Below are 12,845 nucleotides of genomic sequence, written 5' to 3' on the forward strand. Positions count from 1 at the left end.
TGGAAGACCGAAGCTGATTGCGGGGATATCCCGGCTTTCAACTTCAGGCTTCCAGCTTCCGGCTTCCAGCTCGGGCGCGTCTTAGCGACGCAGACCCAGACGACCGATCAAGGTGCTGTAACGAGTGGTGTCCTTACCCTTCAGGTAGTCCAGCAGCTTGCGGCGCTGGTTAACCATACGGATCAGACCACGACGGGAGTGGTGATCTTTGCCGTTGGCCTTGAAGTGGTCCTGCAGCTTGTTGATGTTGGCGGTCAGCAGGGCTACCTGCACTTCCGGAGAACCGGTATCGCCTTCAGCTTGCTTGTACTCGTTAACGATCTGGGCTTTTTCTTCAACGCTCAGTGCCATGATAGGGCTCCTTGAGTGAACAGGCCGGGAATCATCCCGTGTTTAATAAAGAGAAATGACCGTGCCTGCTGACAGCCACCCTCTGACGCAACGCGCGAACGCGCTGCGCACCGGTCATTCCGACCGAATCAATCGACGCGGCGCAATGCGCCCGTCCTCGCTCACTTCACCGATACCGATGAAACGACCATTGTTATCCTGCACGCGCACCATGCCGTACTTGGGCGCCTCGGGTGCGCGTACCGGTTGTCCATGCAGCCAGTAATAGGCACTGTGCTCGGACAACTGCAGCAACGGCCAATGCTCCAGCCCACTGTCTACCGGCAGCAGAAGCTCATCCAGCGCCTCCGATCCGCCCTCGCCGTGCAATTGCTCCAGCTTCTCGAGCGTCACCGTCTGCGAAAGATCGAACGGACCGGCCTGGGTTCGCCGCAAATCGGCGACATGCGCACCGCAACCAAGCAGCCGACCGATATCCTCGACCAGCGTGCGGATATAGGTGCCCTTGCTGCACGCCACGACCAGGCGCGCCTTGTCGCCGTCGAGCGCGAGCAACTCCAGGCGCGCAATATTAACAGAACGCGGCTCGCGCTCCACCACCTCTCCGGCACGCGCCAGCTTGTACAGCGGCTGGCCGTCACGCTTGAGGGCCGAGTACATCGGCGGCACCTGCAGGATGTCCCCGCGAAACTGCGGCAACAGCGCTTCCAACTGTTCACGGGTAACCGTTACCGGATTGCGCTCCAGGACCTCGCCTTCGGCATCAGCGGTGGTCGTGGTCACGCCCAGTTGCATGACCGTCTCATAGGCCTTGTCCGCGTCGAGCAGATACTGCGAGAACTTGGTGGCCTCCCCGAAACACAATGGCAAGACCCCGGTAGCCAGCGGGTCGAGACTCCCGGTATGCCCGGCCTTCTCCGCATTGAGCAGCCAGCGGACCTTCTGCAGCGCAGCGTTGGAGGTGAACCCGCGCGGCTTGTCGAACAGGATGATGCCACTGACATTGCGGCGTACACGCTTGACCTGTGCCACGTTATTCTCCGCGCTCGTCGCTGTGCTTGCGATCTTCGGCAACCGCGCGCTCGATCAGCGAGCTCAACTCGACACCCCGACGGATGCTGGCGTCGTAATTGAAGTGCAGTTGCGGAACGCTGCGCAGCTTCATGCTCTTGCCCAGTTGCATGCGCAGGAAGCCGGCAGCTTCGTTGAGGATGCGCAGGTTGCCCTTGACCGCCTCTTCGTCGTCATCCTGCCCCATGATGGTGATGAAGATCTTTGCATGGGACAGATCGCGACTGACGTCGACACCAGTGATGGTGACCAGCCCCAGACGCGGATCCTTGATCTCGCGCTGAATGAGCAGCGCCAACTCGCGCTGCATCTGGTCGCCGATACGCTGGGTACGACTGAATTCTTTGGCCATATTTTCTCACCCGTTTAAAAGCCGAAAGCTGGAAGCTCGAAGCGGTAGCCGCATTTCGCGGTTACCAGCTCCTGACTCCCAGCTCCCGAGCTGACGCCTGCTTACAGCGAACGCGCCACTTCGACCTTCTCGAATACTTCGATCTTGTCGCCGACCTTGACGTCGTTGTAGCTCTTCACGCCGATACCGCACTCCATGCCGGCGCGAACTTCCGCAACGTCATCCTTGAAGCGGCGCAACGATTCCAGCTCGCCCTCGAAGATCACGACGTCGTCACGCAACACACGGATCGGACGATTGCGGTGCACCATGCCCTCGGTGACCATGCAACCGGCGATGGCGCCGAATTTCGGCGAGCGGAATACATCGCGAACTTCGGCAATACCGAGGATGTTCTCGCGCACATCGCTGCCGAGCATGCCGGTGAGCGCCTTCTTGACGTCCTCGATGATGTCGTAGATGACGTTGTAGTAACGCATGTCCAGGCCTTCGGCCTCGACGATCTTGCGCGCACCCGCATCAGCCCGAACGTTGAAGCCGAACAGCACGGCGTTGGAGGCCAGTGCGAGGTTGGCATCGGATTCGGTGATACCACCGACACCGCCGCCGACCACACGAACCTGCACTTCTTCGTTGCCCAGGCCATTGAGCGAACCCTGCAGCGCTTCGAGCGAGCCGCGAACATCTGCCTTGAGCACAATGTTGAGCGTCTTCTTCTCGTCCTGCCCCATGGTCTCGAAGATGTTCTCCAGCTTGCCGGCATGGGCACGCGCCAGTTTCACTTCGCGGAACTTGCCTTGGCGGAACAACGCAACTTCACGGGCCTTCTTCTCGTCGGCCACTACGGTCAGGTCGTCACCGGCTTCCGGCGTACCATCCAGGCCGAGGATCTCGACCGGAATCGACGGGCCGGCTTCCTTCACGGGCTTGCCGTTCTCGTCGAGCATGGCACGAACGCGACCGAAGTTGACGCCACACAGGACCATGTCGCCCTGGCGCAGCGTACCGTCCTGAACCAGCACGGTGGCCACAGGTCCGCGGCCCTTGTCCAGACGCGACTCGACCACCACGCCACGGCCCGGTGCCGAAGGTGTGGCCTTGAGCTCGAGAATCTCGGCCTGCAGCAGTACGGCTTCGAGCAGCTCGTCGACACCCGTACCCATCTTGGCGGACACCGGGATGAACGGCGTATCACCGCCCCACTCTTCCGGGATCACATCGAGCGCGGCCAGGCCGTTCTTGATGTTGTCCGGATTGGCATCCGGCTTGTCGATCTTGTTCACCGCGACCACGATCGGGACGCCGGCTGCCTTGGCGTGCTGGACCGCTTCCTGAGTCTGTGGCATCACGCCGTCGTCGGCGGCTACCACCAGAATCACGATGTCGGTGGCCTTGGCACCGCGAGCACGCATGGCGGTAAACGCCGCGTGACCCGGGGTGTCGAGGAAGGTGACCATGCCACGCTCGGTTTCGACGTGGTAGGCACCAATGTGCTGGGTGATGCCACCGGCCTCACCGACCGCCACCTTGGCACGCCGGATGTAATCGAGCAGCGAGGTCTTGCCATGGTCGACGTGACCCATGACGGTCACGACCGGCGCACGTGCGACCGACTCGCCTTCGAACTTCAACAGTTCGGCCAGTTGCTCTTCCAGAGCGTTGTCGCTGACCAGCTTGACCTTGTGGCCGAGCTCCTCGGCGACAAGCTGGGCTGTTTCGCGGTCAAGCACCTGATTGATGGTGACCGGCGAGCCCATCTTGAACATGAACTTGATGACTTCGGCCGCTTTCACCGACATCTGCTGGGCCAACTCGGCCACAGTGATGGTTTCGCCGATCGAAACTTCACGCACAACAGGTCCCGTTGGGCTCTGGAACCCATGCTGGTTACGCTTCTTGAGCTTGGACTTGCCACGTCCACCACGACGGAAGCCATCGGCCTCGTCTTCGCCACTACGCACGGTACGTGCGAGCGGAGCCTTGGTCTTGAGCGACGGACGATGCTGCGCGTGCTTGCGATCACGGCGCTCGTCATCATCGCTACGCGGCTTCTCGACGCGGCGCGGCTCTTCCTTCTTGCGCTCCGGAGCAGGAGCCACAGGCTCGACCGCAACCGGTACGGGTTCCTCGCTGGCAGCCGGCTCGGCGGCAGCCGCAGGTGTCCCGGCCTCGGATTTGGCTGACTCCGCCTGACGACGCGCCTCCTCTTCGGCACGCTCGCGGGCCTCTTGTTCGGCCTTCAGGCGCACGGCCTCTTCGGCAGCGCGCTGCTCTTCGAGCTCGCGACGCTTTTCCGCCTCGATTTCCTCGGCACTGCGCTTGACGAAGGTCTTCTTCTTGCGGACCTCGACACTGATGGTCTTGCTACCACCAACCTTCAGCTTGGTCGTGGTCTTGCGCTGCAAGGTTATCTTGCGCGGCTCGTCCACCTTGGCCCCGTGACTGCTCTTCAAATGAGCCAGCAGGGCCTGCTTTTCGTTATCGGTCACTACTTGCTCGGCGCTGGTGTGCGACAGTCCTGCCTCACGCATCTGCTGAAGCAGTCGCTCGACCGGTGTGTCGACCACCTGGGCCAGTTCTTTCACCGTGACTTGCGTCATGCATTTCTCTCCTCAGGCCGCTAATTACTTACTCGAACCAATGGGCTCGGGCGGCCATGATCAGCTTGCCGGCACGCTCTTCATCGATGCCGTCTATGTCGAGCAGGTCGTCTATAGACTGCTCGGCCAGGTCTTCGCGGGTGATGACGCCCCGCACGGCCAACTCGACCGCCAGTTCTTTGTCCATGCCTTCCAGCGCCAGCAGATCTTCAGCCGGCTGGGCATCTGCCAGCTTCTCCTCGTTGGCGATGGCCTTGGTCAACAGGCGGTCCTTGGCCCGCGTACGCAGCTCATTGACGATGTCTTCGTCGAAGCCTTCGATGCCGAGCATTTCCTCCATCGGGACATAGGCGATCTCTTCCAGGGAAGTGAAGCCTTCTTCAACCAATACCTGCGCGAGTTCCTCGTCGACATCAAGCTCATCGATGAAGCCGCGCAGAATGTCACCTGTTTCTTCCTGCTGCTTGGCCTGGATATCCGACTCGGTCATGACGTTCAGCGTCCAACCAGTCAGCTGGCTGGCCAGGCGCACGTTCTGTCCACCGCGGCCGATCGCCTGTGCCAGGTTGTCCTCGGCAACCGCGATATCCATGGCATGGGCGTCTTCGTCGACGATGATCGCCGCGACTTCGGCCGGAGCCATCGCATTGATAACGAACTGCGCCGGATTCTCATCCCACAGTACGATATCGACACGTTCGCCGCCGATCTCGCCGGAAACTGCCTGGACACGCGAACCACGCATACCGATGCAGGCACCCTGCGGATCGATGCGCTTGTCCTTGGAGCGCACGGCAATCTTGGCACGCGAGCCCGGGTCGCGAGACGCCGCCATCACTTCGATCAGGCCTTCAGCGATTTCCGGCACCTCGATACGGAACAGCTCGATCAGCATCTGCGGCGCAGTGCGCGACAGGATCAGCTGCGGGCCGCGGTTCTCGGTGCGGATTTCCTTGAGCAGCGCACGTACACGGGCGCCGACGCGGAAGGTTTCGCGAGCAATGATGTCCTCGCGAGCCAGCAAGGCTTCGGCATTGTTACCCAGGTCGACAATAACGCTGTCGCGGGTAACCTTCTTGACAGTACCGGAGATGATCTCGCCGAGACGATCGCGATAGGCTTCTACGACCTGCGCGCGCTCAGCCTCGCGCACCTTCTGCACGATGACCTGCTTGGCGGTCTGCGCGGCGATACGACCGAACTCGATGGACTCGATCTTCTCCTCGAATACATCGCCAAGCTTGGCATCGGGATTACGCTCCTGAGCCTGATCGAGCGCCAGCTGATGAGCCGGGTCTTCGAAATGCTCGTCATCGACCACGGTCCAGCGCCGGAAGGTTTCGTAACTGCCGTTGTGGCGATTGATTTCCACACGCAGATCAACTTCGTCCTCGTAGCGCTTCTTGGTAGCCGTGGCCAGAGCCAACTCCAGCGCTTCGAAAATCACACTAGCCGGTACGCCCTTTTCATTGGACACCGACTCCACAACCAGCAGTACTTCTTTGCTCATCGTACGCCTCGCCTTTCGCAATCCATTGGGTCCGCGGGATCCGCTCTCAGTCAAAACGGGGAACTATATTGGCCTTATCGATCATGTCGATCGGCAGCAGGTATTCATGGTCGTCGACCAGCACCACGACATCCTGCTCTTCCACCCCACGGAGAAGACCCTGGAAATTGCGCCTGCCCTCGAAGGGCGAGCGCAGCTTTATTTTTACTTGTTCACCGACATGGGCACTGTATTGCTCGATCGTGAACAGCGGCCTATCCATCCCAGGGGAAGAAACCTCGAGGGTGTAGTCCACGCTGATCGGATCTTCCACATCGAGCACACCGCTCAGTTGGCGGCTGACCTTCTCACAATCGTCAATGAGAATGCCGTCGGCATGGTCGATATAGACTCGCAGCAGCGAATGGCGCCCCTGGGAAATGAACTCGATACCCCAGCACTGATAGCCAAGCGCCTCAACTACCGGGGCCAACAAGGCCTGCAACTGTTCTAGCTTGCTCGACATCGAAGTCCCTCGCGCATGCTGTACAAATGAAAAATGGGCGAAACGCCCATCCCTTTGATCGCCTGTAAAATGCCGGCGACCTGGCTTCAAGCTAATAAAAAGCCCCTGTACAGGGGCTCTTTATAGACTGGTTGCGGGGGCTGGATTTGAACCAACGACCTTCGGGTTATGAGCCCGACGAGCTACCAGACTGCTCCACCCCGCGTCAAACTGGGCACGAATTATACGACCCATGGCCAACACAGGTCAACCGAAACCCTAAAACACAAGAAAGCCCGCACTAGGCGGGCCTGCTTGTTTGGTACCGAGGAGGGGACTCGAACCCCTACAGCCTATGGCCACTACCACCTCAAGGTAGCGTGTCTACCAATTCCACCACCTCGGCAAAAACCTTTACTGCCCTTCTTCCACCTCAGGAAGATCACCCGACGGAGCTTCCGACTTGCGCTCTTCGAGCACCGGAACATCTTCTACCGCCGGCTTGCTGACCGGAACCTCCAGCACCGCCGGGTCCGGCAAACCTGCCTGCGACAGCTGATCGGCCTGCTGTTTTGCGAAGAACGCCAAACCCAGACTTGTCAGGAAAAAAACGCCAGCAAGTATAGCAGTAAACCGACTCAGAAAGGTAGCAGAACCTTGGCTTCCGAAAACAGTTGCCGAAGCACCCGAACCGAAAGACGCACCAGCGTCCGCACCCTTACCCTGCTGCAGCAGCACCAGCGCAACCACACCAAGAGCAACCAGCAGATGCACCACAATCACAACAGTCTGCAACATCTGTTCAGTTCCCCGCGGCGCGACAGATCGCACCGAATTCATCCGCTTTCAGAGAGGCCCCACCAACCAGCCCCCCATCAATATCCGCCATAGCGAACAGCTCGGCGGCATTATCTGCCTTCACGCTACCGCCATACAGAAGCCTTACACCCTCAGCGATGCTCCGATCTCTGCATGCCAGCTGCGCGCGAATGGCAGCATGAACTTCTTGAGCCTGCTCGGGCGTCGCAGTCAGCCCGGACCCAATCGCCCAAACAGGCTCGTATGCGACAACCGCAGACCGAAACGCCTCGACTCCATGATCATCGAGAACACGCCCCAGCTGCCGCCCTACCACTTCAAGCGTCTTGCCAGCCTTGCGCTCCTCGAGCGTCTCACCGAGACACAGCACAGGCTTCAAACCACCAGCCTGAACCGCAGCAAACTTTTGGCTTACCACTTCGTCCGTCTCACCCAATACCAGGCGACGCTCGGAGTGACCCACCAGAACCCACTCGCAACCGATGTCAGCCAACTGCTCAGCTGAAACCTCACCGGTCAGCGCCCCGAAACCTGACTGCAAGGCACAATCCTGAGCACCGACGGAAACATCTGAACCATCGAGAGCACTCAGAACCTGACTGACATGCACACAGGAGGGGAACACCGCAATCTCAACCACTGCAGGCACAGCCTGCCGACGGAAAGACTCGATCAGCTCTGCGACGCTAGCGCGGGTACCGTTCATTTTCCAGTTACCAGCTACCATGGGGCGACGCATGCTTTACCTCATCGGTCAAAGTGGGCGCAGATGTTACTCAACAGCCACGCACCTGGCAAGCGCGATCATGCACAAACTTCAGCAACGATCCTGGCGAGCTCTTCCGCCATGCCCCGCACCTGCTGCTGGTCGTCACCTTCGACCATTACGCGCACCAGAGGCTCCGTTCCCGACTTGCGCAAAAGGACCCGGCCGCGCCCGGCCATCTGCTCCGTGACGTGGTCACAGGCAGCCTGCACGCGCGGATCATTGATCGGGTCGCGCTCACCAGAGAAGCGCACATTGATCAGCACCTGCGGACACTTGTGCCAGGCCAGGCGCTCCTGCGCGAGCGTCTGATCACGACGGCGAAGCGCCAGCACCACCTGCAAGGCCGCGATGATCGCGTCACCCGTGGTCGTGTGCTGGGCGCAAACGATATGTCCGGAGTTCTCGCCGCCCAATGCCCAGCCACGCTCGAGCATCTCGGCGATCACATAGCGATCCCCGACCTTGGCCCGCGAGAACGGTATTTCCCGCGCCGCCAGGGCGAGTTCAAGCCCCAGATTACTCATCAGCGTGCCAACCACACCACCCGCCAACCGATCTCGCTCCTGCAGGTCAGTTGCAATGATGTAGAGCAGCTCGTCGCCATCCACCACGGCTCCGGTATGGTCGACCATCATCACCCGATCGCCGTCGCCATCGAAGGCAATGCCCAGGTCAGCGCCCTGATCGACGACCGCCTTCTGCAACTGCCCAACATGGGTGGAACCGACATCGGCATTGATGTTCAGCCCGTCCGGCTGCGCTGCAATGACCACCACCTCGGCACCCAGCTCGCGGAACACGCTGGGCGCCACCTTGTAGGTCGCGCCATGGGCACAGTCGATCACCAGCTTGAGCCCGGAGAAATCGGTACTGGTCGGCACGCTGCTTTTGCAGAACTCGATATAGCGACCGGCCGCATCATTGATCCGCGATGCCTTGCCCAGCTGCGCCGACTCCACCACCGTCATCGGTGTGTCGATCAGCTCCTCGATCATCAGCTCCACTTCATCGGGCAGCTTGGTGCCACGACCGGAGAAGAACTTGATGCCGTTGTCGTGATGCGGGTTATGCGACGCACTGATGACGATGCCGGCGTCGGCGTGAAAGGTACGCGTGAGATAGGCTACCGCCGGCGTCGGCATTGGCCCGAGCAACAATACATCCGCCCCCGCGGCCGACAGACCGGCCTGCAATGCCGACTCGAACATGTAGCCCGAGATACGCGTGTCCTTGCCAATCAGGATGCGGCACTTGCCCTGCTTGCGGAACGCCATGCCAGCAGCCCAACCCAGCTTGAGCATGAAGTCCGGCGTGATTGGATGCTGACCGACATGCCCACGAATACCGTCGGTGCCGAAATACTTTCTACTCATGGTGACTTCCCTATTCCGCCGCCTGCACTGCAGCGATCATTCGAACCACATCAACCGTCTCGGCAACATCGTGCACCCGCACGATCTGCGCCCCCTCACTCACGGCAAGCGCAGCCAGCGCCAGGCTACCGCACAGCCTCTCGGCAACAGGGCGGTCCAGCACCTTCCCGATCATGCTCTTGCGCGACACGCCGATCAGCAGCGGTCGCCCCAGGCGGTGCAATACCTGCAGATGCTTGAACAAACTCAGATTGTGCTCCAGCGTCTTGGCGAAGCCGAAACCGGGATCGAGCACGATACGCTCGGCAGGAATGCCCGCCGCGGCACAGACCGCCATTCGCTCCTCGAGAAAAGAGCAGACTTCGGCCGTAACGTCGGAATAACACGGGCTGTCCTGCATGTCGCCCGGCTCGCCGCGCATATGCATGAGGCACACCGGCAGCCCGGTATCCGCGGCAGCATCCAGCGCACCATCGCGACGCAGCGAGCGTACATCATTGATCAATCCCGCCCCCAGGCGCGCGCTCTCACGCATGACAGCGGGCGTGGAGGTATCGACGGAAATGACCACGTCCAACTCGCGCGCTATCGCCTCGACAATCGGGGCAACCCGCTCCAGCTCTTCGGTTGGCGACACCGCACGGGCGCCAGGCCGAGTCGACTCGCCCCCCACGTCGACAAGTGTCGCGCCCGCAGCAACCATTGCCTCGGCGTGGCGCACGGCGGCGTCGCGCTCTGCAAATCGCCCACCATCGGAGAAGGAGTCAGGGGTGACATTGAGAATTCCCATCACATGAGGACGGGAAAGATCGAGAATCCGACTGCCACAAGCCAGCCGAAAGGATGAAAGCGAATCAGTCATTTACGAGCCTTATACGATCAGGCCAGGCACCCGAGCAGGAAGCCGGTGTTGCACAACAGCCAGCGACTCGGAAGCATCGAGGGCAAACAATTTACACCACAAGGGGCGCTAATGCGCCCCTTGTGGATACCACCCATGATGTCGTCAGGCTACGACCTGCAACCGGCGGTCAGTGCTCGCCGGCCGGGCCGCCGATCGGCGTTTGCGGACGACTGTCGTCCGGCACCGCTGGCGTACCCGACGCACCCGACCCACCTTCCCAGTCACGCGGCTCACGAGGCGTACGCCCAGCCATGATGTCGTCGATCTGTGGAGCATCGATGGTTTCGTACTTCATGAGCGCCTCGGCCATCATGTCGAGCTTGTCGCGATTGTCGGTCAGAATCTGCTTGGCGGTGCCGTAGCAGTGATCGATGATGCTGCGAACCTCCTCATCGATCAGTCGTGCCGTCTCCCCGGACACATTGGCATGCTGGCTGCCAGCACTGCGTCCAAGAAAGACCTCGCCTTCTTCCTCGGCATACATCAATGGCCCGAGCTTCTCGGAAAGCCCCCACTTGGTAACCATGTTCCTGGCGAGCTGCGTCGCACGCATGATGTCGTTGGACGCACCCGTGGTGACTCCCTCGAAGCCGAGGGTCATTTCCTCGGCGATCCGACCACCAAACAGCGAGCATATCTGACTGGTGAGTGCACGCTTGGACAGACTGTAGCGATCTTCCTCCGGGAGGAACATGGTGACACCAAGCGCCCGCCCGCGCGGAATGATGGAGACCTTGTACACCGGGTCGTGCTCCGGCACCACGCGGCCGACGATGGCATGCCCCGCCTCATGGTAAGCAGTGTTGAGCTTCTCCTTCTCGGACATGACCATCGACTTGCGCTCGGCGCCCATCATGATCTTGTCCTTGGCCAGCTCGAACTCCTTCATCTCGACGATGCGCTTGTTTGCACGCGCGGCGAAAAGCGACGCCTCGTTGACCAGGTTGGCCAGATCTGCGCCGGAAAAGCCCGGCGTACCACGCGCGATGACGGCTGGTTCGACGTTCTCGCTGACCGGCACCTTGCGCATATGCACCTTGAGTATCTGCTCGCGACCGCGGATGTCCGGCAGCCCGACCACCACCTGGCGATCGAAACGACCAGGGCGCAACAATGCGGGATCGAGCACGTCGGGGCGGTTGGTCGCCGCGATAACGATGATGCCGTCGTTCATCTCGAAGCCGTCCATCTCCACCAGCAACTGGTTGAGGGTCTGCTCGCGCTCGTCGTGCCCACCACCCAGGCCGGCACCACGATGGCGACCGACCGCGTCGATCTCGTCGATGAAGATGATGCATGGCGCATGCTTCTTCGCCTGTTCGAACATGTCGCGTACACGGCTGGCGCCGACACCGACGAACATCTCGACGAAGTCCGAACCGGAGATGGTGAAGAACGGCACCTTGGCTTCACCTGCGATGGCCTTGGCCAGCAGCGTCTTGCCGGTACCCGGCGGGCCGACCATGAGCACGCCACGGGGGATGCGACCACCAAGGCGCTGGAACTTGCCCGGATCGCGAAGGAACTCGACCAGCTCATGGACTTCTTCCTTGGCCTCGTCGCAGCCAGCGACATCGGCGAAGGTGGTCTTGACCTGATCTTCTGACAGCAGGCGCGCCTTGCTCTTGCCGAAGCTCATCGGCCCGCCCTTGCCACCGGCACCGCCCTGCATCTGCCGCATGAAGAACATGAACACGGCGATGATCACCAGAATCGGGAAGCTGGCAACCAGCAACTGCGTCCAGATGCTCTGCTGCTCGGGCTGCTTGCCTTCGATCAACACGTTGTTGTCGAGCAGATCGCCGATCAGGCCATTGTCCTGGATCGCCGGGCGGATCGTCTTGAAGGTATCGCCGTCGCTGCGCTTGCCGATGATCACGAAGCCATCGACGGTCACGCGCTCCACGCGCCCTTCCTTGACCTGCTCGAGGAAATCCGAGTAGTTCAGCGTCTGCGGCTCGCTCGGGCTGGAGAAGTTGTTCATCACCGTGACCAGTACGGCGGCAATGATCAACCACAGAATCAGGTTTTTTGCCATGTCGTTCAAATTAACTACCCTCTGGAGCAAACCCGTTGTCTGCGGGCCCGCATGACGGCCGATTGGTTGCTCGGCCTAACTTACTACACAACGCACCGGAACATGCAGCTGGTCTGTAACCCCATGAAACAGCCTAGCCCTTGTCCGACGGGGGCGTCCATTCGACTGAAGCGTGACCTATAGACCGCATGGAGCGACATTCGGCACCGCGACGCTATTCGATCTGTACATCGCGCGCGGCTGATCGGTGGCCCTCACCCCACTCATATTGGGGACCATATCGAAAATCACAAGGTCGACCGGATTGTCGCCGGCAACCCGACTGGTCACCTGCGGCCAGCCCCCAGGAGCCGCGCCAAGTTCGACCACGGTCATGCCGGGGCACAGGATGCGATCCTTCTCCTGGATTTCGAGCAGCTTGTAGCTGGCCCGCGAACGATAGCCGTCGCGCTGCGCCACCTTCACGCAGGGATCGTTGAAATGTTCTTTCAGCCAACGCGGGCTGGTCCTGGAACGTGCCAAGCTGATACCTCATCTGTGCGGCCCGGCACCTCTCGGTTACACTAGCCGCCGT

General features: G+C 60.7%; 11 protein-coding genes, 2 tRNA genes and 1 pseudogene. All 14 read right to left on the minus strand.

What is annotated here, in order from left to right; translation table 11 throughout:
• Positions 1 to 81: 81 nt before the first annotated feature.
• A complete protein-coding gene (gene rpsO / locus B597_RS28840; protein ID WP_003293213.1) occupies positions 82 to 351 on the minus strand; it encodes a 30S ribosomal protein S15 in 270 nt (89 codons plus the stop codon).
• A gap of 114 nt (positions 352 to 465) precedes the next feature.
• Entirely contained in the window at positions 466 to 1,383 is a 918-nt protein-coding gene (truB, locus tag B597_RS28845) for a tRNA pseudouridine(55) synthase TruB (protein ID WP_003293215.1), read from the minus strand.
• Position 1,384: 1 nt separating this feature from the next.
• A complete protein-coding gene (gene rbfA / locus B597_RS28850) occupies positions 1,385 to 1,774 on the minus strand; it encodes a 30S ribosome-binding factor RbfA (RefSeq protein WP_003293216.1) in 390 nt (129 codons plus the stop codon).
• A 101-nt stretch (positions 1,775 to 1,875) separates the two neighbouring features.
• Positions 1,876 to 4,374: a translation initiation factor IF-2 gene (gene infB / locus B597_RS28855; protein ID WP_003293217.1), complete on the minus strand. Its 2,499-nt coding sequence runs from the start codon at positions 4,372 to 4,374 to the stop codon at positions 1,876 to 1,878.
• A 28-nt stretch (positions 4,375 to 4,402) separates the two neighbouring features.
• Positions 4,403 to 5,884: a transcription termination factor NusA gene (gene nusA / locus B597_RS28860; RefSeq protein ID WP_003293218.1), complete on the minus strand. Its 1,482-nt coding sequence runs from the start codon at positions 5,882 to 5,884 to the stop codon at positions 4,403 to 4,405.
• Between the two features lie 46 nt (positions 5,885 to 5,930).
• Positions 5,931 to 6,389: a ribosome maturation factor RimP gene (gene rimP, locus B597_RS28865; protein ID WP_003293219.1), complete on the minus strand. Its 459-nt coding sequence runs from the start codon at positions 6,387 to 6,389 to the stop codon at positions 5,931 to 5,933.
• Between the two features lie 128 nt (positions 6,390 to 6,517).
• Positions 6,518 to 6,594 (minus strand) — tRNA-Met (locus B597_RS28870).
• Between the two features lie 94 nt (positions 6,595 to 6,688).
• Positions 6,689 to 6,774 (minus strand) — tRNA-Leu (locus B597_RS28875).
• 8 nt (positions 6,775 to 6,782) lie between these two features.
• Positions 6,783 to 7,166 carry a preprotein translocase subunit SecG gene (gene secG / locus B597_RS28880; RefSeq protein WP_003293221.1) on the minus strand — a complete coding sequence of 128 codons (384 nt, stop codon included), beginning with the start codon at positions 7,164 to 7,166 and terminating at the stop codon, positions 6,783 to 6,785.
• 4 nt (positions 7,167 to 7,170) lie between these two features.
• On the minus strand, positions 7,171 to 7,926 hold the full coding sequence (gene tpiA / locus B597_RS28885) for a triose-phosphate isomerase (RefSeq protein WP_003293222.1): 756 nt from the start codon (positions 7,924 to 7,926) through the stop codon (positions 7,171 to 7,173).
• Positions 7,927 to 7,991: 65 nt separating this feature from the next.
• Positions 7,992 to 9,329 (minus strand): phosphoglucosamine mutase, encoded by a 1,338-nt coding sequence (glmM, locus tag B597_RS28890; protein WP_003293224.1) that lies wholly within the window; start codon positions 9,327 to 9,329, stop codon positions 7,992 to 7,994.
• Positions 9,330 to 9,339: 10 nt separating this feature from the next.
• On the minus strand, positions 9,340 to 10,191 hold the full coding sequence (gene folP / locus B597_RS28895) for a dihydropteroate synthase (RefSeq protein ID WP_024161743.1): 852 nt from the start codon (positions 10,189 to 10,191) through the stop codon (positions 9,340 to 9,342).
• Between the two features lie 169 nt (positions 10,192 to 10,360).
• Complete coding sequence (ftsH, locus tag B597_RS28900; RefSeq protein WP_024161744.1) at positions 10,361 to 12,271, minus strand: ATP-dependent zinc metalloprotease FtsH; 1,911 nt, start codon at positions 12,269 to 12,271, stop codon at positions 10,361 to 10,363.
• A gap of 225 nt (positions 12,272 to 12,496) precedes the next feature.
• A pseudogene (locus tag B597_RS28905) lies at positions 12,497 to 12,793 on the minus strand (SAM-dependent methyltransferase); the annotation flags it as partial.
• Positions 12,794 to 12,845 lie beyond the last annotated feature (52 nt).

Source organism: Stutzerimonas stutzeri KOS6 (assembly GCF_000307775.2).
Lineage (GTDB): Bacteria > Pseudomonadota > Gammaproteobacteria > Pseudomonadales > Pseudomonadaceae > Stutzerimonas > Stutzerimonas stutzeri_B.